Below are 19,426 nucleotides of genomic sequence, written 5' to 3'. Positions count from 1 at the left end.
CGAACGCCGGGTTTCTCTCAGTAGCCGCGCTGTCTGTCAACCTGGCCGGTGACCGCGTTACCCTTCTCCATTTCGCTGATGGTATGGGATATGTACGCCACCGCTTCTGCCGGACGCGTCACGGCGGCCACGTGCGGGGTCATCGCCACGCGCGGATGTGCCCACAGCGGGCTTTCCACCGGCAGCGGCTCACGGCTGTAGACATCCAGCATGGCGCCTTTTAGCTTTCCGCTGTCCAGCGCCTTCAGCAGATCGGGCTCGACCAGATGCACCCCACGCGCCAGGTTCATCAGGTAGCTCTGATCGGCTAACTGGTTGAGCAAGGCTTCATTGATGATCCCTACCGTTTCCGCCGTGTTGGGCAGCAGGTTGATCAGCACGCGCGTGCCGTTCAGAAAGGCCGGAAGCTCATCCGTTCCGGCAAAGCTCTCTACGCCCGGATAGTCCTTACGGCTGCGGCTCCAGCAGCGCAGCGGGAAGCCCCACGGAGCGAGAGCTTCAGCCACTTTTGAGCCCAGCACGCCCGCACCGAGGATGCCGATGGTAAAGTCTTCGCGACGGTAATCCGGCAGCGGCTCCCAGTGGGCCTGCTGTTTAAAGGCCTGATAGTCATCAAAACGGCGGAACCAGTGCAGCACCTGGCTGACGGCATATTCCTGCATCTGCTGGCCCATTCCGGTATCTTCCAGGCGGAACAGGGGAATCGCTTCCGGCAGCATGTCAGGATGCGCCTTCAGCTTGCTCAGAATGGAATCCACGCCCGCCCCCAGGGCAAAAACGGCCTTCAGCTTACGGCCCTGGAGCATTTCTACCGGTGGATGCCAGACCAGCGCATAGTCAGCATGTTCGTTATCTCCACGCTTCCACTCGCGAACGCGTGCGCCGGGTAAAGCTGCCGTGAGCGCCTCGATCCAGTAGGCCGTATCAAACGTGGGGTGATAGAAAAGTATATCCATAGTCATTCCTGCCTTTTATTGCGCTGATTTATTTTGCTTTTTAACGAGGTTGTCAGCATAACAAATTTATTGCGCGGCTGTGTTGCTGATAAAAAAGACGCTTTCAGCACAATTAAGAATCATGTTGCCTGAAGTTTGTCTAAACGCGCTAAATTACTGAAAAAGTGAGTTGACGGCAGTTCGGCTTTTCCTTACATTAGCGCCCGTCCCGTCAACAACGGGATGACAATATGGTGAGGTGTCCGAGTGGCTGAAGGAGCACGCCTGGAAAGTGTGTATACGGCAACGTATCGGGGGTTCGAATCCCCCCCTCACCGCCATATTTAAAGAAGAGCTCGCATGAAAATGCGGGCTTTTTTTTCGCATATTGCACGCATGCAGGGGGGATTCGAACCTTGAAACTCCCTGCGCTCTTTATGTCGGGTGGCGCTGCGCTTACCCGACCTACAAAAAGCTACTCCTCCACCATCTTCGCATACTCTTCAGTCAGAAAATCCACCAGCGTCCTGACCGACGGCAGCATGCCGCGCCGCGAAGGATAAACCGCGTGAATCACTTCCCGTCGGGGTTCCCACGCGTCCAGCACCCGTACCAGTTCCCCTGACGCAAGCTGATCCTTCACCATCAATATCGGCAACTGTACAACGCCCACGCCCGCCATCGCTGCTTCCCGCAGTGCCAGCATGTCGGTGGTAATAAAGCGCGGTGTGTAGTGGATCTCCGCTTTCGCCCCTTCTGGACCACTGAGCTCCCATTTATGCACCTGTTTACCGGCCCCCATACTTAATCCAGGCCATTCACTGAGCTCGGAAGGCATTCGCGGTTTACCCATACGTTCAATCAACTGCGGACTTGCCACCAGGCAATGCCCCCTGTCAGCCAGCACCCTTAACACCAGATCGCTGTCATCAAACGGACGCGGACGCACGCGGATAGCCACATCAATACCTTCGCCAACAAGATCGACCCGACGATTGGTGGCCTCAAGCTGGAGATTAATCCCGGGGTAGCGCGCCATAAACCGCGCCAGCATCGGTCCCACGTGGACGTGCAGTAACGTGACGGGACAGGTGATCCTGACGACGCCGCGCGGCTCAGCCTGCAGCGCAGCAACGGCCTCCTCTGCCGCTTCTGCTTCTATCAGCATTGCCTTACAGTGCTGATAGAAAGTGTGCCCCACTTCCGTCACCGTAAACTGCCGCGTCGTGCGCTGTATCAACCGTACGCCAAGCCGCTCCTCCAGCTGCGCGATCCTGCGGCTCAGTTTGGACTTGGGTTGGTCAAGCGCCCTTCCCGCCGCCGCAAACCCCCCGTACTCCACTACCTTCACAAACCAGACGAAGTCATTGAGATCCTGCATAAATCCTCATCGTTCTATTTTCAGAACAGTGAATGCCATTTTCACTATCTACCGGGATATTAACCCTGAATATAAGCTAATTACATCAACAGAACATCAGGAGTTAATCATGAAAAACATCACTGGCGTTTATACCGCGCCACGTCAGCACTGGGTGGGCGACGGTTTCCCGGTCCGTTCAATGTTCTCCTATCAGACGCACGGCGAGCCGCTCAGCCCGTTCCTGCTGCTGGACTACGCGGGCCCATACACCTTTCCGGCAGACGGTGCGAAACGCGGCGTAGGCCAACACCCTCACCGGGGTTTTGAAACGGTCACTCTCGTCTATGCCGGTGAAGTGGAGCATCGCGACTCCACGGGGAAAGGCGGCGTCATTGGCCCCGGGGACGTGCAGTGGATGACCGCCGGCGCAGGCATTTTGCACGAGGAGTTCCACTCCAGCGCGTTCTCGCAAAAAGGCGGAGAACTCAAAATGATGCAGCTTTGGGTCAACCTGCCGGCGAAAGACAAGATGGCCGCACCGGGCTACCAGAGCATTACGAAAGCCGACATCCCGGTAGTGACGCTGCCTGACGACGGTGGAACGCTGCGGGTTATTGCCGGTCGCTACGACACGGTGACCGGCCCGGCGCACACTTTCTCGCCGCTCAACGTCTGGGACATCGCGCTGAACCAGGGAAGCCATCTGACGCTCGCTCAGCCGGAAGGCTGGAGCACGGCGCTGGTCGTGCTTGAAGGCAGCATCACGGTAAACGGTACCGCTCAGGCGGGTGAAGCCCAGCTGGTCGTGTTAAGTCAGGAAGGCGACAAACTGCACCTGGAAGCGAACAGCGATGCAAAAGTGCTGCTGATGGCCGGCGAGCCGCTGAATGAACCGATCGTGGGCTACGGCCCGTTTGTGATGAACAGTAAAGCCGAAATCAACGAAGCCATTCGTGATTTCAATTCCGGCCGCTTCGGCCAGCTCTGAACGTAATAAAGGAGAAGAACATGTCTACACCTGCGAACTTTAATGGAACCCGTCCGGTCATCGATGTGAACGATGCTGTGATGCTCCTTATCGATCACCAGAGCGGTCTGTTCCAGACCGTTGGTGATATGCCAATGCCGGAACTGCGTGCCCGTGCGGCAGCGCTGGCAAAAATCGCTACCCTGGCGAAGATCCCGGTGATCACCACCGCATCCGTCCCGCAAGGGCCGAACGGACCGCTTATCCCGGAGATCCACGCCAACGCGCCGCATGCGCAATATGTTGCCCGCAAAGGCGAGATCAACGCCTGGGATAACCCGGAATTCGTGGCGGCGGTAAAAGCCACCGGGCGTAAGACGTTGATCATTGCGGGTACCATTACCAGCGTCTGCATGGCCTTCCCGTCGATCAGCGCGGTTGCGGACGGGTATAAGGTGTTTGCGGTGATTGATGCCTCCGGCACCTACAGCAAAATGGCGCAGGAGATCACGCTGGCGCGCGTGGTACAGGCCGGTGTGGTCCCGATGGATACGGCGGCGGTGGCCTCTGAGATCCAGCGTACCTGGAACCGTGAAGATGCGGCGGAATGGGCGGAAGTGTACACCCATATCTTCCCGGCTTATCAGCTGCTGATCGAAAGCTACAGCAAAGCGCAGGAAGTGGTTAAAAACAGCGAAGTGCTCGATTCACAGCGTTAATCCCCTGCTCCGCGGCGTAAAAACCGTGGAGCTGATTATTGCTTAACCGAACAGGCACTAAAGCTGAAAATCTGCTTGACCGTGTCAGCGCAACTCCCTATAGTAGCGCCCCGTTGCCCCCCACGCGGTCAGGCAGCAAAACAATATGGTGAGGTGTCCGAGTGGCTGAAGGAGCACGCCTGGAAAGTGTGTATACGGCAACGTATCGGGGGTTCGAATCCCCCCCTCACCGCCATATTCAAGATGAGAGCTCGTACGAAAGTACGGGCTTTTTTCTTTTATATTCTCCGAAAGGGGGGATTCGAACCTTGAAACTCCCTGCGCTCTTTATGCCTGGTGGCGCTGCGCTTACCAGGCCTACGGGTATTGTAGGTCGGGTAAGCGCAGCGCCACCCGACAACATGCCTGCACATAAAACAAAGCCCGGTTTCCCGGGCCTTGAACGCAACTGCACACTCAGTAATACGCTTGCAGCGTGCGCTGGCAGAGCGCCGAGCGCACGCAGTCATCTTTGGTGAAGCGTACCACCCCAATCATCTCATCTTCCTCAAAACGTGACATCGCGTCGCTCAGTCCGGATTTCACGCCGGACGGCAGGTCACACTGGGTAATATCGCCGTTAACGATAACCGTCACGTTCTCCCCGAGGCGCGTTAAAAACATCTTCATTTGCGCAGCGGTCACGTTCTGAGCCTCGTCAAGAATGACGACCGCATTTTCAAATGTACGTCCGCGCATGTAGGCGAACGGCGCGATTTCCACCTTGCCAATCTCTGGCCGCAGGCAGTACTGCATAAAGGATGCACCCAGCCGCTTCACCAGCACGTCATAGACGGGCCTGAAGTACGGGGCAAACTTCTCCGAAATGTCACCGGGCAAGAAGCCGAGATCTTCATCAGCCTGCAGTACCGGACGGGTAACAATGATTCTTTCCACGTCCTTATGGATCAGCGCTTCCGCCGCTTTGGCTGCACTGATCCAGGTTTTCCCGCATCCGGCTTCACCGGTTGCAAAGATGAGCTGTTTACTCTCGATAGCATTCAGGTAGTGCGCCTGAGCCTCATTGCGCGCCACAATTGGAGAATTATCACGGCTGTCACGGGCCATGCCAATTGCTTCTACGCCACTCATCTGCACAAGCGAGGTGACCGATTCTTCTTCACGCTGTTTATGGCTACGTGAATCCCGTCTCAGCACACGTTTTGCTTCGCGACGAGCTTTGATCACTGCTTTTTGTCTTCCCATGGATAGCACCTTGAGTTGTTGGTATTCATCACACGCGCCAGCGTCGGCACGATTATGCGCACGAACATCAGAGGGTTGGCTTCCTTGTAAGCCATTGCTTGCACTATCGGATGACGATACGGAACAGCTACGCGCACCGTTCTGCACGTCGGTCGAATCAGATTCTTGAGGGAGGGGGGAAAATTTAGTGGTGAGGAAATCGCTGCCGGAGTCTGAGCCTCCGCGCCGGGTGCTGCGGTTGTTATGTTTACCTTGTCCAGTACAGGACGCAACCATTCGCGATCTCCATAGTGATTCAGCATCACTGCCGGGAACTACCGCTGTCTTATCTTAAGTACATCAGGAGTTATCATAAATGCAACATTTATTTTACCTGAATGCAACTTTTAGGACTGTCCCTACAGTTGAAATCAGTCTCATATAGAAATATTACAGAAATATAACAGCAGGATAGTCATATGAAAAAATAATGTCCCTGCGAATCGTCGCAGGGACAATTATCAGGCTTCAATAAGACCTTGAGCGAGATACGCGTTGCTGTCGCGCACGCCTGGCAGGGCAAAGAAATAGCCGCCGCCGATGGGTTTAATGTACTCTTCCAGCGCTTCGCCGTTGAGCCGCTTCTGCACGGTCAGGAAGCCCTTTTCCAGATCGTGCTGATAGCAGACGAACAGCAGCCCCATATCGAGCTGACCGGAATTGGTCACGCCGAGCGAGTAGCTGTATCCCCGACGCATCATCAGACTGGACTGCGTCTCTTTGGTACGCGGATTGGCCAGACGAATATGGCTGTCCAGCGCAATCACGTCGCCATTCGGATCGCGGGCGTAGTCAGGCACATCATGCTCGTTCTTCATGCCGAGCGGCGCCCCGCTTTGCTTATCGCGACCGAAGATCGTCTGCTGCTCTTTGAGCGGCGTGCGGTCCCAGAACTCCACGTGGAACTGAATAATGCGCACCGCCTGATAGCTACCGCCGACCGCCCATGCCGGTTCGCCCTGATCGGCAGTGACCCACACCACCTCCTTCATGAGCGCACTATCATGGCTGTCCGGGTTGGCCGTGCCGTCCTTGAAGCCCAGCAGGTTCACCGGGGTCTCTTTCCCTTTGCTGCGGGCGGCGTGGTCAGAGATAAACCCTTCCCGCTTCCAGCGCACGCTCAGCAGATCCGGCGTGTGCTTAATGATGTCGCGCAGGGCGTGGATTACCGTGTCCTGCGTATTGGCGCAAATCTGCAGAAGCAGATCGCCGTGGCAGAGGGCGGCGTCCAGGGAATCATTCGGGAAGCGCGTCATTTTTTGCAGCGCCTTCGGCTTTTGTTTTGCCAGCCCGTAGCGCGCGTCAAACAGCGATTCACCCAGCGAAACGGTAATGGTCAGGTTATCCGGGGCGATGAAAGGCCCCAGAATGCCGGAGTCCATTGGCGGCAGACGCGGGTTCGGCGTATCGGGCGCCGGTCCACCGGCGGTCAGAAACGCGATGCGCGTCGTCAGCAGGCGGAACAGGCGTTCCAGATCGGCTTTATCGCTGGCCAGCGAATCAAAGGCCACCAGCATCATCGACGCCTGCTGCGGCGTCAGAATGCCCGCCTGATGCTCGCCATAAAACGGCTGCGTCTCCATGCGGGCGTTGGGTGACAGCGTGCCGGGCGCACTTTGCGGTTTCGCCGCGTGCGCCACCGGACACCCGCGAGCCAGAGCAAGCGCGCCCCCGAGCGCCCCTACCCCTTTTAACAACCGACGACGGGAAGGCTCAGCCACGTCGTTCTCGTTATGCTTATTCATCGTGCTTAGTCCAGACCCAGTACGCCACGCAGCAGGGAGAGATCTTCCGCCAGGGCGGTAATCGGGCCTTTTAGCGCGTTACGGTCGGCATCGGTCAGCTTGTCGTAGGTTTCAAAGCCGTCTTTGGTACGGTACTTCGCCAGAATGGTGTCGACCTTTTTGAAGTTGGCGTCCACCTTGGCCAGCAGCTCGCCGTTCTCTTTCTGCAGCTGAGGACGCAGCAGGTTAACAATTTTCTGCGCGCCGTCGACGTTTGCCTGGAAGTCCCACAGGTCGGTATGGCTGTAGCGATCTTCTTCGCCGCTGATTTTGCTCGCGGCCACTTCTTCAATCAGACCGGCCGCGCCGCCCACCACTTTAGACGGCGGGAAGGCCAGCTCGCTGATGCGCTTTTGCAGCTCCAGCACGTCGCTGTTCAGCTGCTCAGCGTATTTCTCCATCCCTTTGGTGGTGTTGTCGCCAAACAGGGCTTTCTCCAGACGGTGGAAACCGGTGAATTTCGGATCGGCAGCCTTCTGCTCGAAATCATCTTCACGGGCATCGATGCTGCCATCAAGGTCAGAGAACAGCTCGGCGATCGGCTCGATGCGCTCGTAGTGCTGACGGGTTGGCGCATAGAGGGATTTCGCTTTTTCGATATCCCCGGCCTTCACCGCATCGGTAAAGGCTTTAGTTGCCGTCGCCAGCTCCGCCGTCTCTTTCGTGACGTACGCCTTATACGCGGTAATTGCATCGCCCAGGCTCAGCACCGCAGCGCCTTTCGCCGCATCGGCCGTCGCTTCACCTTTGACGATGAGCTTCCCTTTCGGGTTGGTCAGCAGGCCGCAGGTCATCTCATACTCGCCCGGCTGCAGGTTGGCGGTCATCTTCTGGCTAAAGCCAGGGGCGATATTTTCACGCTCTTCCACCACCAGAACGCCTTTCAGGATCTCCCACTCCAGCGCCTTCTGGCTGTGGTTCTGAATAATAAACTGGGTTTTGCCGCTGTTCACCGTGAGGGTCATCGGCTCACACTGCTTATCATTGACGGTGACTTTGACCTGAGGAACATCCGCGCCCCAGGCGGAGAAAGCAGAAGCGAACAGCGCGGCAATGCCTGCGCATAACGCACTACGACGGAACTGAATTGCCATGACTCTTCCCTTTAAAAGTATGTTGTCACTAAATCAAAAATTACGGCGCAACGCGCGACGCCTGCGTGCCGGTACGCGGCGGCATTGCGAACAGCACCAGCGCCGGAACCAGATAAATGAAGTACATCGCCACCTCGCTGACGCTCGGCGTTTCCTGATAGCCGAAGATACCTTCGAGCAGGGTTCCGGTCAGAGAGTGCGTGGAGAGAACGTTGCTGAGGTCAAACGCCACGTCCTGGAAATGGTTCCACAGGCCCGCTTCATGGAAGGCGCGAATCGCCCCAGCCGCCAGACCCGCCGCCACCAGCAGAATAAACAGGCTGGTCCACTTGAAGAAGGCGCCCAGGTTCAGGCGGATACCGCCCCAGTACAGCAGGAAGCCGAGCACCACGGCCGTGGCGAGGCCCAGCACGGCCCCCAGCGGCGGCCAGATCCCCACATCCTGCTGAAACGCTGCCAGCAGGAAGAAAACAGACTCCAGCCCTTCACGCGCGACGGCGAAAAAGACCATCATAATGAGCGCCCAGCCGTGGTTGTTCCCCTTCTGCAGCGCGTTATCCACCGCCTGCTCCAGCTGCACCTTCACGTTACGCGAGACTTTACGCATCCAGAACACCATCCAGGTGAGGATCACCACCGCAATCACGGCCACGATACCTTCAAACAGCTCCTGCTCTTTCTGCGGGAACTCGCCGGTGGTTTCGTTAATGAGAATGCCCAGGCCCAGGCAGAGCGCCGCGGCAAGGAATACCCCGACCCACATGACGCCAATCCACCGCCCGCGCTGGGTTCGCTTCAGATAACTGGCGATGAGGCTCACGATAAGGGCGGCTTCGAGCCCTTCACGTAACATAATGAGAAATGGAACAAACATGCCGACACCTTAAATGTTTATCGCGGTCAACTGATGCAAAGAAAGGTAAATTCTTGTGATAGTGATTATCATTACGACGGAAAGAAAAACAAGCGAAATGTGCGGTGTTTTGATGACGAGTTGTAAACGCAAAGCCTGATAATAGTGACGTACGTAACGTTCAGGTTTATAAGTTATAACGAAAATGCCCATTTACGCTGATTCAGGGCTGTGGCTAAATATCCGCCTCACAACCTAACTGAAAATAAACCATGTTTAAAATTGTCCATTTCCTGCTGGCGCTGGTGATTATTCTTGCGCTCGCCTGGCTTACGAGTTTTGACCGCCGGAAAATTCGGGTTCGTTTTGTTTTACAGCTGATTGTTATTGAAATTGCGCTGGCGTTCTTTTTCCTGCACGCCGAAAGCGGGTTATTCCTGATTAAATACGTCTCAGGATTTTTTGAGTCACTGCTCAAATTTGCTGGCGAAGGCACCAATTTCGTCTTTGGCGGTATGGGTGAAAAAGGGCTGGCGTTCATTTTCCTCGGCGTGCTTTGTCCGATTATTTTTATTTCCGCACTGATCGGTATTCTTCAGCACTGGCGGATCCTGCCAATTTTTATTCGGGTAATCGGTACGCTGCTGTCAAAACTGAACGGTATGGGCAAGCTGGAATCCTTTAACGCGGTGAGCTCGCTGATCCTCGGCCAGTCGGAAAACTTCATTGCCTACAAAGGCGTGCTGGGCGATCTCTCCTCGCGTCGTCTGTTCACCATGGCGGCCACGGCCATGTCGACGGTTTCCCTGTCGATTGTCGGGGCGTATATGACCATGCTCGACGCCAAATATGTCGTCGCGGCGCTGATTCTCAACATGTTCAGCACCTTTATTATCCTCTCAGTCATCAACCCGGCGCGCCCGGAAGCGGAACCGGATGTTAAGCTCGAAAAACTGCATGAATCCCAGAGCTTCTTCGAGATGCTCGGCGAGTATATTCTGGCCGGTTTTAAGGTGGCGATGATTATTCTGGCGATGCTGATTGGCTTTATCGCGCTTATTAGCGCCGTTAATGCCCTCTTCTCCAGCGTATTTGGCATGAGCTTCCAGCAGATCCTGGGCTATGTATTTTATCCCCTGGCGTGGCTGGTAGGGATTCCGCTGAGCGATGCCTTAAACGCGGGCAGCATTATGGCGACCAAGCTGGTGGCGAATGAATTTGTGGCGATGATTGAGCTGCAGAAAATAGCCCACCAGATGTCCCCGCGCGGGCTGGGGATTTTATCCGTCTTCCTCGTCTCGTTCGCGAACTTTGCCTCCATCGGCATCGTGGCCGGGGCGATTAAGGGCCTGAACGAGCAGCAGGGTAACGTGGTATCGCGTTTCGGGCTGCGTCTGGTGTACGGCGCGACGCTGGTGAGTTTGCTGTCGGCGAGCTTTGCGGGGTTGGTGCTCTGATGCAATGCCGGGTGGCGCGCAGCGATCCCGGCCTACAAAACAACAACGGCGGGAATTCCCGCCGTTTTCATTAAAACTGCACGCACACCGGCTGATCGACACGCATCACCGACTCCTGCGCGAAGCGGGACTTATAAATCCCGCGTAACGCTTCGATGTTCTTCTCGCTCTGCGCATCTTTACCGTGGATCAGCATCAGCGCCTTGCTCGGCTCGCGCGCCACTTTTCCGTCGTTCCCCAGCCACTGCCCGCGGGCATCAAACACCGTTAAGCCATCGCGAAAGCGCGGCGTCACGTCCTGGTCAACAAACTGCTGCCACTCGTTGCTGGTAATCTGCGCCCCGGCAGGACGGTTTAAGCCGAAATAGAGCGTGGTTTGCTGCATCTGGCTATCCGCTTTGCAGGTCTCCACCGCCGCGTGTTGCGATGGCGCGTTGCAGCCCGCCAGCATCAATAATGCCGCCGCCATTAACCCTGTTTTGATTGTCATGCTTCGCTATCCTCATTGTTATAAGCACATGGATATCACAGGAAAAGACGGATTTTGGCAAGAAAAAAGCCGGGTGGCGCTTGCGCTTACCCGGCCTACGGTACTGCGTGAGAAAATTATTCCGGCTGCAGCTTAGACGGCGGCGCGGAGTGGTAATGCGCGTCGGCTTCCGCAAAGCGTTTCTGCATGGAGGCAGACGGTGCTTTACCCAGCAGGCTGAAGACCACGATACCGATGCTGCCGAAGATGAAGCCAGGAATGATTTCGTACAGGCCCAGCCAGGCGAACTGTTTCCAGACGATAACGGTCACCGCACCGATAATCATCCCCGCCAGCGCGCCGTTACGGGTCATACGGGACCACATGACGGAGAACAGGACGACCGGACCAAACGCCGCACCGAAGCCCGCCCACGCGTAGCTCACGAGACCCAGCACGCGGTTTTCCGGGTTGGCCGCCAGCGCAATCGCCACCAGCGCCACCAGCAGCACCATAAAGCGCCCTACCCACACCAGCTCTTTCTGGCTCGCGTTTTTACGCAGGAAGGCCTTATAGAGGTCTTCGGTGATTGCACTGGAGCAGACCAGCAGCTGACAGCTCAGGGTGGACATCACCGCCGCCAGGATCGCAGAGAGCAGAATACCGGCAATCCACGGGTTAAACAGAATCTGCGCCAGTTCGATGAACACGCGCTCGGCGTTCTGGTTCACCGCGCCCGCCTGCGCCGGGTTGTTATTAAAGTAGGCGATACCGAAGAAACCGACCGCACACGCGCCCGCCAGACACAAAATCATCCACGTCATGCTGATGCGACGCGCATGAACGATGGTGTGATGAGAATCTGCCGCCATAAAGCGCGCCAGAATGTGCGGCTGACCGAAGTAGCCCAGGCCCCAGCCCATCAGGGAGACGATGGCGACAAAGTTCAGCCCTTTCAGCATGTCGACGTTTTCAATGCTCTTCTGCTTGATCACTTCCAGCGATTCGCCAAAGCCGCCAACGGTGAAAATCACAATCACCGGGGTCAGGATCAGGGCAAAGATCATCAGGCTCGCCTGCACGGTGTCGGTCCAGCTTACCGCCAGGAACCCGCCCACGAAGGTATAGAGGATGGTCGCCGCCGCACCGGCCCACAGGGCGGTTTCGTAGCTCATGCCGAAGGTGCTTTCGAACAGGCGCGCGCCCGCCACGATGCCGGAGGCACAGTAGATGGTAAAGAACAGGAGGATAACCACGGCAGAGATAATGCGCAGAATGCGGCTGTTATCTTCAAAGCGTCCGGTGAAGTAGTCCGGCAGCGTCAGGGCATTATTGTTAGCCTCGGTATGCACGCGCAGACGGCCCGCCACCAGCTTCCAGTTGATCCACGCGCCCACGGTCAGACCGATGGCGATCCAGCTTTCAGAGATACCGGAGATAAAAATCGCACCCGGCAGACCCATCAGCAGCCATCCGCTCATGTCCGATGCGCCCGCGGAGAGTGCGGTCACCATCGGGCCTAAACTGCGTCCGCCCAGAATGTAGTCGTCAAAGTTTTTCGTGGAACGCCACGCCAAAAACCCTATCAGGATCATGCCAAAAATATAAACGAGAAATGTCACCAGCATCGGTGTGCTAATTGCCATTCAAATTCTCCAAAAGTGTCGAGCGACAACCATCCGGGTTGCCTTGTTATATGATCACCGGAACGAGGTGACGGTATCTTGTGTTTCGGTTGGGCGCGCTATCCTGCCGTATGCGCCCTCCGCTGACAAACGATTTAACACTGCATTTACATCAATTTCATCCCCGGTTTGATACGAGTTTCCTATAGGTTGCACTCGCTCACGCTTTTACGGGTTGCACCTTTGAAAAGTGTTAACTCCCGCATAAAACCAGGCTTTCCGCGACAAAGCCAGCACGTTTTTCCAGCTAACCATTCGTTAACAATCCATTCATTTTCTGGGTTGCAAACCAGGTCACATTTAACACGGTTGCACAAAGTTGCAACATGGTGGATATTTCACGCTAACGACCAAACACGATGAAAGCACAACAGGAGCTTTGGCATGGGTATGACCACCATGGGGGTTAAGCTGGATGACGCGACCCGCGAACGGATTAAGACCGCAGCAACCCGCATTGATCGCACGCCGCACTGGTTAATTAAGCAGGCGATTTTTAACTATCTCGAAAGACTCGAGAGCGACGAGGGCCTGCCGGAGCTGCCTGCCCTGCTCGCCGGTGCCGCCAATGAAAGCGAGGACGCGCCTGCCGCTGGCGATGAAAGCCATCAGCCGTTCCTCGAATTCGCCGAGCAGATCCTGCCGCAGTCCGTCAGCCGTGCCGCCATCACCGGTGCGTACCGTCGCGCCGAAACCGACGCCGTACCGATGCTGCTGGAGCAGGCCCGTCTGCCGGAAGCTATTGCCGCACAGGCGCACAGCCTGGCGTACCAGCTGGCTGACAAACTGCGTAACCAGAAAACCGCCACCGGCCGCGCCGGGATGGTTCAGGGTCTGCTGCAGGAGTTTTCCCTCTCCTCACAGGAAGGCGTGGCGCTGATGTGCCTGGCGGAAGCGCTGCTGCGTATTCCGGATAAAGCCACCCGCGACGCGCTGATCCGCGACAAGATCAGTAACGGCAACTGGCATTCGCACATTGGCCGCAGCCCGTCGCTGTTTGTCAACGCCGCGACCTGGGGCCTGCTGTTCACCGGCAAACTGGTCTCGACCCATAACGAAGCCAACCTCTCCCGCTCCCTGAACCGCATCATCGGCAAGAGCGGCGAGCCGCTGATCCGCAAGGGCGTGGACATGGCGATGCGTCTGATGGGCGAGCAGTTCGTCACCGGGGAAACCATTGCCGAAGCGCTGGCGAACGCCCGCAAGCTGGAAGATAAAGGTTTCCGCTACTCCTACGACATGCTGGGCGAAGCGGCGCTGACCGCCGCCGACGCGCAGGCCTACATGGTTTCTTACCAGCAGGCGATCCACGCCATCGGTAAAGCGTCCAACGGTCGCGGTATTTATGAAGGCCCGGGCATCTCCATTAAGCTTTCCGCCCTGCACCCGCGCTACAGCCGCGCGCAGTACGATCGGGTAATGGAAGAGCTCTACCCGCGCCTGAAGTCCCTGACCCTGCTGGCGCGCCAGTATGATATCGGCATCAACATCGACGCCGAAGAGGCCGACCGTCTGGAGATCTCCCTCGATCTGCTGGAAAAACTGTGCTTCGAACCGGAGCTGGCGGGCTGGAACGGCATTGGCTTCGTGATCCAGGCCTACCAGAAGCGCTGCCCGTTCGTCATTGATTACCTGATTGACCTGGCCAGCCGCAGCCGCCGTCGCCTGATGATCCGCCTGGTGAAAGGGGCCTACTGGGACAGCGAAATCAAACGCGCCCAGATGGAAGGGCTGGAAGGCTATCCGGTCTACACCCGCAAGGTCTATACCGACGTCTCTTACCTCGCCTGCGCGAAAAAGCTGCTCGGCGTGCCGAACCTGATCTATCCGCAGTTCGCCACCCACAACGCCCACACCCTGGCGGCCATTTACAGCCTGGCCGGGCAGAACTACTACCCGGGCCAGTACGAATTCCAGTGCCTGCACGGCATGGGTGAACCGCTGTACGAGCAGGTGACCGGTAAAGTGGCGGACGGCAAGCTTAACCGCCCGTGCCGCATTTACGCCCCGGTAGGTACCCACGAAACCCTGCTGGCATATCTGGTGCGTCGCCTGCTGGAAAACGGCGCGAACACCTCCTTCGTTAACCGCATCGCCGACACCACCCTGCCGCTCGACGAGCTGGTCGCCGATCCGGTGCAGGCCGTTGAGAAGATGGCGGCGCAGGAAGGCCAGATTGGCCTGCCGCATCCGAAGATTGCCCTGCCGCGCGAGCTGTACGGCAAGGGGCGCGTCAACTCGGCGGGGCTGGATCTCGCCAACGAACACCGTCTGGCGTCCCTCTCCTCTGCCCTGCTCAACAGCGCGCTGCAGAAGTGGCAGGCCAAACCGATGCTGGAGCAGCCCGTTGCTGACGGCGACATGCAGCCGGTCATCAACCCGGCGGAGCCAAAAGATATCGTCGGCTACGTGCGTGAAGCCACCGAAGCGGAAGTGGATCAGGCGCTGGACAGCGCGGTGAATAACGCCCCTATCTGGTTCGCCACCCCGCCGCAGGAGCGTGCCGCCATTCTGGAACGCGCGGCGGTGCTGATGGAAGACCAGATGCAGTCGCTTATCGGCATTCTGGTGCGCGAAGCGGGTAAAACCTTCAGCAACGCCATCGCCGAAGTGCGCGAGGCGGTCGACTTCCTGCACTACTACGCCGGTCAGGTGCGCGATGATTTCGACAACGAAACCCACCGTCCGCTCGGCCCGGTCGTCTGTATCAGCCCGTGGAACTTCCCGCTGGCGATCTTCACCGGCCAGATTGCCGCTGCCCTGGCCGCAGGCAACAGCGTGCTGGCAAAACCGGCAGAGCAGACCCCGCTGATTGCCGCACAGGGCATCAACATTCTTCTGGAGGCAGGCGTACCGGCGGGCGTGGTCCAGCTGCTGCCGGGCCGCGGTGAAACCGTGGGCGCCAAACTGACCTCCGATAACCGCGTGCGCGGCGTGATGTTTACCGGTTCGACCGAAGTGGCCTCGCTGCTGCAGCGCAATATTGCCACCCGTCTGGATGCGCAGGGTCGTCCTACGCCGCTCATTGCGGAAACCGGCGGCATGAACGCCATGATCGTCGACTCCTCTGCCCTCACCGAGCAGGTGGTAGTTGACGTTCTGGCCTCCGCCTTCGACAGCGCCGGTCAGCGCTGCTCCGCCCTGCGCGTGCTGTGCCTGCAGGATGACGTGGCGGACCACACGCTGAAGATGCTGCGCGGCGCGATGGCCGAATGCCGCATGGGCAACCCGGGCCGTCTCACCACCGACATCGGGCCGGTGATCGACGCGGAAGCCAAAGCCAATATTGAAAACCACATTCAGGCCATGCGCGCGAAAGGCCGTCCGGTGTTCCAGGCGGTGCGAGACAACAGCGAAGACGCCCGCGAGTGGCGTTCCGGCACCTTTGTGCCGCCTACGCTTATCGAGCTGGCAAGCTTCGACGAGCTGAAAAAAGAGGTCTTCGGTCCGGTGCTGCACGTGGTGCGCTACAACCGCAACAACCTCAACGAGCTGGTTGAGCAGATCAACGCCTCCGGCTATGGCCTGACGCTCGGCGTGCATACCCGTATCGACGAGACCATCGCGCAGGTGACCGGCAGCGCCAAAGTGGGCAACCTGTACGTTAACCGCAACATGGTTGGCGCGGTCGTGGGCGTGCAGCCGTTCGGCGGTGAAGGCCTCTCCGGCACCGGTCCGAAAGCGGGCGGTCCGCTCTACCTGTACCGTCTGCTGGCGAACCGTCCTGAGAACGCGCTGGGCGTTACCCTGGCGCGTCAGGATGCGGAGTATCCGGTGGATGCGCAGCTGAAAACCGTGCTGACCCAGCCGCTGGACGCGCTGATTAAGTGGGCTGATAATCGTCCAGAGCTGCGTGCGATTGCGCAGCAGTACGGCGAGCTGGCACAGGCCGGTACGCAGCGTCTGCTGCCGGGGCCGACCGGCGAGCGCAATACCTGGACGCTGATGCCGCGCGAGCGCGTTCTGTGCGTGGCGGATAACGAGCAGGACGCGCTGGTACAGTTGGCCGCCGCGATGGCCACCGGGTGTGAAGTGCTGTGGCCGGACGATGCGCTGCATCGCGACCTGGCCAAACAGCTGCCGAAAGCGGTCTCGGCCCGCATTCACTTCGCGAAAGCCGATGCGCTCCTGACGCAGCCGTTTGATGCCGTCATTTACCACGGTGATTCTGACCAGCTGCGCGAGCTGTGCGAGCAGGTTGCGGCCCGCAGCGGGGCGATTGTTTCGGTGCAGGGCTTCGCGCGCGGCGAAACCAACCTGCTGCTGGAACGCCTGTACGTGGAGCGCTCGCTCAGCGTCAACACCGCGGCAGCGGGCGGTAACGCCAGCCTGATGACCATCGGTTAATCGTGTAAACTCTCCCCGGTGGCGCTACGCTTACCGGGGCTACAAAACAACCGTAGGCCGGATAAGCGCAGCGCATCCGGCTTTTTTACACGGAGGGGATGATGAAAAGAGTATTTCTCGCAGGCGCAGCGCTGCTGCTGAGCGCCAGCGCGCTGGCCGACGAGTGCGACAAAGCGACCACCCAGGTTGAACTGAATACCTGTAGCGCGCAGCAGTACCAGGCTGCCGACAAAAAGCTCAACCAGACCTATCAGGCCGCCGTCAAGCGTGCGGTAGCCCCTCAGCGCGAGCTGCTGAAAAAGGCGCAGCAGGCCTGGATTGCCCTGCGCGACGCGGACTGTGCGTTTATCGGTTCGGGGACGGAAGGCGGCAGCGTTCAGCCGATGATCGTGAATCAGTGCCTGGCGGAGAAAACCGTGGAGCGCGAGGCGTTTCTGGCCTCGCTGATGCAGTGCGAAGAGGGCGACTTAAGCTGCCCTCTCCCACCGGGGAACTAGCGCAAGCGGATCCCTTCGATAATCATCCGCTGCACGTTTTCCAGGGTGCTGTGGAAAAACGCTTCGTCCTGGAGCGTTTTACCGGTCACCGCCTCGACCTGGGCCGCAAAGTCAGCATAATGCTGGGTGGAGGCCCAAATCATAAAGATCAGATGATGCGGATCGACCGGGGCCAGTTTTCCGCTGGCCACCCATCCCGCGATAATGGCCGACTTATCGTCCACCAGCTGTTTTAAATCTCCGGTCAGCTCCGCCTGCAACAGCGGCGCCCCCTGCAGCATCTCAAGACAAAACAGCCGTGATGCCTGCGGGTAATCGCGCGACACCTCCAGCTTCAGGCGAATGTACTCTTTGATCGCCACCAGCGGGGCCAGCTCTTCGCGGAACGCTTTCAGCGGCGCCAGCCAGATATCGAGGATCTGCTGCATCACCGCAACATACAGCGCCTCTTTCGACGGGTAATAGTAGAGCAGATTGGTTTTGGATACCCCGGACTGCTCCGCCACCTGCTCCAGGCGCGTGCCGTGAATGCCAAACTGCGAAAAGGTCTCCAGCGCCGCGCTGAGGATCGCCTGCTTCTTGGCGCTCACCGCCTGCGAACGTTTACCTGGTGTTTTCACTGCGCCTTGTGTCATTCCCGCTCTCCTTATTGGTTTGCCATAGCATAGCAAAAGCCCTGCTTTCTCTCGACATTTTGGGGGCGGGGCTGTGCCGAATCGAAAAAGGAAAGCAGTTGTGGGAGGCCAGGTGTGAATGTTACTGACCTTTCTTTATGGCTGGCTCCTCGGTCATTTAGACGGTCCGCTTTGCGCCAGAAGCGGACATTGTCGAAGAAGGATGTGTAGAAATAAATAACAGAAAGATAAAACGCTTATTGGCTCTCTGTTTCTTGATCGGTTAGTCCCAATTTTTCCGGTAAGATATCTTTGAATATTGCTATCAACTCAGGATCCATAAAAAGATAATCGTCAGAGATATCGAGCACATGCAGAGGCTTGAATGCGATGATCCTGCCATATTGGGCCACTAAGCGATTTTTGTGCTTCTGCTCCATCACACAGACAACATCAGCCCATTGAAGCAATTCGGCAGAGACTCTTTTTTTTGCATTCCGGCTAGTCCCAGCGGAAAGTACGGCAAGGGATGGATAACGGCGGAACACCTGTTCCGCCGTGGGGCTTCGCCATTGATTACGACTGCATATAAAAAGTACGTTCATCCGAATAGAGGTACTCTTCCAGACCTCTCAAGGCAAGCTGTTGGTTAGTAATACGTGGATACTCAAGCCCCAGTTGTGCGGCACGCAACAATTTATCCGACCGCGTGTAAAGCATCTTCCAGTTTTTTTCGCCACGGAATTTTAATAAGGTCTTGCGGATATCACGAGACTTGTTACGTCGCTTCTGTGCATTGCGCCAATCTCGAGTACGTTTTGTTTCCATTGTTTTACTCTCTCAGATTAATCGGGTCAGCAGCCGCGATAATACGGGGAGAACAAACTGTAGAAGCTTAGCATCTTACGGGGGCAGTTAATACTCCCGTTTATGGTGAGTCATAGTCAAGTTTCTGGCTTCGGTGATAGGTATACTCCGCTCAAACGAAGGGTAAATACCCCATCAAAACAGAACATTCGTTTTTAGAAAATTGTCCGAAAATGGTCGAGTTAATCATAAAGCTCACTTCCACTCCTGGCTCATATAGGACAACCATAATCACATCTACTAACCCAATGGAGATTGAACATGACAATAGCTCCATGGAACAAAAGCCGCATTATGGGTCAGAAGGGTTGTAAAATGCGTGAGGCACCCTTCCTGGCTGGATAAAAACCAGTCCAAATCATATTCTACAAACTCGTCAATTTCCTTCATTTTTAACACCACGTAGCAGTCATATTAATCAGCCCTGTCTTTTCCAGACAGTGATGTCACTGAATCGCCACGGATAATCTAGACACTTCTGAGCCGTTGAT

The 19,426-nt window shown here is 57.2% G+C and carries 16 protein-coding genes and 2 tRNA genes; 7 read left to right on the top strand and 11 right to left on the bottom strand.

The genetic code is table 11. The features are described from left to right. Positions 1-17: 17 nt before the first annotated feature. Positions 18-956 (bottom strand): glyoxylate/hydroxypyruvate reductase GhrA, encoded by a 939-nt coding sequence (gene ghrA / locus N6P30_RS17360; RefSeq protein ID WP_032663835.1) that lies wholly within the window; start codon positions 954-956, stop codon positions 18-20. Positions 957-1,188: 232 nt separating this feature from the next. Between ghrA and N6P30_RS17355 the strand changes: the two genes are divergently transcribed. Beyond that, a tRNA-Ser gene (locus N6P30_RS17355) sits at positions 1,189-1,276 on the top strand. 134 nt (positions 1,277-1,410) lie between these two features. Here N6P30_RS17355 and N6P30_RS17350 read toward each other — a convergent pair. Next, entirely contained in the window at positions 1,411-2,316 is a 906-nt protein-coding gene (locus N6P30_RS17350; protein ID WP_023292808.1) for a LysR family transcriptional regulator, read from the bottom strand. A 109-nt stretch (positions 2,317-2,425) separates the two neighbouring features. Between N6P30_RS17350 and N6P30_RS17345 the strand changes: the two genes are divergently transcribed. From N6P30_RS17345 to N6P30_RS17335, 3 genes are all read left to right on the top strand, one after another. Continuing rightward, on the top strand, positions 2,426-3,286 hold the full coding sequence (locus tag N6P30_RS17345; RefSeq protein ID WP_023292809.1) for a pirin family protein: 861 nt from the start codon (positions 2,426-2,428) through the stop codon (positions 3,284-3,286). Between the two features lie 20 nt (positions 3,287-3,306). Continuing rightward, positions 3,307-3,984 (top strand): isochorismatase family protein, encoded by a 678-nt coding sequence (locus tag N6P30_RS17340; protein ID WP_008503510.1) that lies wholly within the window; start codon positions 3,307-3,309, stop codon positions 3,982-3,984. 147 nt (positions 3,985-4,131) lie between these two features. Then, positions 4,132-4,219 (top strand) — tRNA-Ser (locus tag N6P30_RS17335). Positions 4,220-4,440: 221 nt separating this feature from the next. Here the strand turns inward: N6P30_RS17335 and phoH are convergent. From phoH to efeU, 4 genes are all read right to left on the bottom strand, one after another. Next, positions 4,441-5,229: a phosphate starvation-inducible protein PhoH gene (gene phoH / locus N6P30_RS17330; RefSeq protein WP_008503509.1), complete on the bottom strand. Its 789-nt coding sequence runs from the start codon at positions 5,227-5,229 to the stop codon at positions 4,441-4,443. 500 nt (positions 5,230-5,729) lie between these two features. Continuing rightward, a complete protein-coding gene (gene efeB, locus N6P30_RS17325) occupies positions 5,730-7,013 on the bottom strand; it encodes an iron uptake transporter deferrochelatase/peroxidase subunit (protein ID WP_023292811.1) in 1,284 nt (427 codons plus the stop codon). A 5-nt stretch (positions 7,014-7,018) separates the two neighbouring features. After that, complete coding sequence (efeO, locus tag N6P30_RS17320; protein ID WP_021240800.1) at positions 7,019-8,146, bottom strand: iron uptake system protein EfeO; 1,128 nt, start codon at positions 8,144-8,146, stop codon at positions 7,019-7,021. A gap of 40 nt (positions 8,147-8,186) precedes the next feature. Continuing rightward, positions 8,187-9,020 (bottom strand): iron uptake transporter permease EfeU, encoded by an 834-nt coding sequence (gene efeU / locus N6P30_RS17315; protein WP_008503506.1) that lies wholly within the window; start codon positions 9,018-9,020, stop codon positions 8,187-8,189. Positions 9,021-9,271: 251 nt separating this feature from the next. Here efeU and N6P30_RS17310 point away from each other — a divergent pair, with 251 nt between their 5' ends. Continuing rightward, positions 9,272-10,456 carry a NupC/NupG family nucleoside CNT transporter gene (locus N6P30_RS17310; RefSeq protein ID WP_021240801.1) on the top strand — a complete coding sequence of 395 codons (1,185 nt, stop codon included), beginning with the start codon at positions 9,272-9,274 and terminating at the stop codon, positions 10,454-10,456. Positions 10,457-10,526: 70 nt separating this feature from the next. Here the strand turns inward: N6P30_RS17310 and N6P30_RS17305 are convergent, their stop codons facing one another. Together N6P30_RS17305 and putP are read right to left on the bottom strand one after the other, a co-directional pair. Beyond that, complete coding sequence (locus tag N6P30_RS17305; protein ID WP_023292812.1) at positions 10,527-10,946, bottom strand: DUF3574 domain-containing protein; 420 nt, start codon at positions 10,944-10,946, stop codon at positions 10,527-10,529. 116 nt (positions 10,947-11,062) lie between these two features. Then, positions 11,063-12,571 carry a sodium/proline symporter PutP gene (putP, locus tag N6P30_RS17300; RefSeq protein WP_008499815.1) on the bottom strand — a complete coding sequence of 503 codons (1,509 nt, stop codon included), beginning with the start codon at positions 12,569-12,571 and terminating at the stop codon, positions 11,063-11,065. A 423-nt stretch (positions 12,572-12,994) separates the two neighbouring features. Between putP and putA the strand changes: the two genes are divergently transcribed. After that, complete coding sequence (gene putA / locus N6P30_RS17295) at positions 12,995-16,957, top strand: trifunctional transcriptional regulator/proline dehydrogenase/L-glutamate gamma-semialdehyde dehydrogenase (RefSeq protein WP_023292814.1); 3,963 nt, start codon at positions 12,995-12,997, stop codon at positions 16,955-16,957. 101 nt (positions 16,958-17,058) lie between these two features. Continuing rightward, a complete protein-coding gene (locus N6P30_RS17290) occupies positions 17,059-17,454 on the top strand; it encodes a lysozyme inhibitor LprI family protein (protein WP_023292815.1) in 396 nt (131 codons plus the stop codon). Here N6P30_RS17290 and rutR read toward each other — a convergent pair. The 3 genes from rutR to N6P30_RS17275 all read right to left on the bottom strand — a co-directional run bounded on the left by rutR (position 17,451) and on the right by N6P30_RS17275 (position 18,896). Further along, positions 17,451-18,089, bottom strand: a complete 639-nt coding sequence (rutR, locus tag N6P30_RS17285; RefSeq protein ID WP_008499819.1) for an HTH-type transcriptional regulator RutR — start codon at positions 18,087-18,089, stop codon at positions 17,451-17,453. The genes N6P30_RS17290 and rutR overlap by 4 nt on opposite strands. Before the next feature lie 236 nt (positions 18,090-18,325). Then, the gene (locus N6P30_RS17280) at positions 18,326-18,673 is read right to left on the bottom strand and encodes a low molecular weight protein tyrosine phosphatase family protein (RefSeq protein WP_032663841.1); all 348 of its coding nucleotides are present in this window, start codon (positions 18,671-18,673) and stop codon (positions 18,326-18,328) included. Next, on the bottom strand, positions 18,645-18,896 hold the full coding sequence (locus tag N6P30_RS17275; protein ID WP_023292816.1) for a hypothetical protein: 252 nt from the start codon (positions 18,894-18,896) through the stop codon (positions 18,645-18,647). The genes N6P30_RS17280 and N6P30_RS17275 overlap by 29 nt, the downstream gene beginning before the upstream one ends. Positions 18,897-19,426: the final 530 nt, after the last annotated feature.

The organism is Enterobacter sp. PL1, assembly GCF_945957325.1.
GTDB classification, from domain to species: Bacteria; Pseudomonadota; Gammaproteobacteria; order Enterobacterales; family Enterobacteriaceae; genus Enterobacter; species Enterobacter roggenkampii.
The sequence above is the reverse complement of the archived record's forward strand: the minus strand, read 5'-3'. Positions and strand labels throughout refer to the sequence as shown.

Bases quoted from the DNA above. Each gene is read 5' to 3' on its own strand.
- ghrA (WP_032663835.1), bottom strand. From the start codon at position 956: ATGGATATACTTTTCTATCACCCCACGTTTGATACGGCCTACTGGATC.
- N6P30_RS17350 (WP_023292808.1), bottom strand. From the start codon at position 2,316: ATGCAGGATCTCAATGACTTCGTCTGGTTTGTGAAGGTAGTGGAGTAC.
- N6P30_RS17345 (WP_023292809.1), top strand. From the start codon at position 2,426: ATGAAAAACATCACTGGCGTTTATACCGCGCCACGTCAGCACTGGGTG.
- N6P30_RS17340 (WP_008503510.1), top strand. From the start codon at position 3,307: ATGTCTACACCTGCGAACTTTAATGGAACCCGTCCGGTCATCGATGTG.
- phoH (WP_008503509.1), bottom strand. From the start codon at position 5,229: ATGGGAAGACAAAAAGCAGTGATCAAAGCTCGTCGCGAAGCAAAACGT.
- efeB (WP_023292811.1), bottom strand. From the start codon at position 7,013: ATGAATAAGCATAACGAGAACGACGTGGCTGAGCCTTCCCGTCGTCGG.
- efeO (WP_021240800.1), bottom strand. From the start codon at position 8,146: ATGGCAATTCAGTTCCGTCGTAGTGCGTTATGCGCAGGCATTGCCGCG.
- efeU (WP_008503506.1), bottom strand. From the start codon at position 9,020: ATGTTTGTTCCATTTCTCATTATGTTACGTGAAGGGCTCGAAGCCGCC.
- N6P30_RS17310 (WP_021240801.1), top strand. From the start codon at position 9,272: ATGTTTAAAATTGTCCATTTCCTGCTGGCGCTGGTGATTATTCTTGCG.
- N6P30_RS17305 (WP_023292812.1), bottom strand. From the start codon at position 10,946: ATGACAATCAAAACAGGGTTAATGGCGGCGGCATTATTGATGCTGGCG.
- putP (WP_008499815.1), bottom strand. From the start codon at position 12,571: ATGGCAATTAGCACACCGATGCTGGTGACATTTCTCGTTTATATTTTT.
- putA (WP_023292814.1), top strand. From the start codon at position 12,995: ATGGGTATGACCACCATGGGGGTTAAGCTGGATGACGCGACCCGCGAA.
- N6P30_RS17290 (WP_023292815.1), top strand. From the start codon at position 17,059: ATGAAAAGAGTATTTCTCGCAGGCGCAGCGCTGCTGCTGAGCGCCAGC.
- rutR (WP_008499819.1), bottom strand. From the start codon at position 18,089: ATGACACAAGGCGCAGTGAAAACACCAGGTAAACGTTCGCAGGCGGTG.
- N6P30_RS17280 (WP_032663841.1), bottom strand. From the start codon at position 18,673: ATGAACGTACTTTTTATATGCAGTCGTAATCAATGGCGAAGCCCCACG.
- N6P30_RS17275 (WP_023292816.1), bottom strand. From the start codon at position 18,896: ATGGAAACAAAACGTACTCGAGATTGGCGCAATGCACAGAAGCGACGT.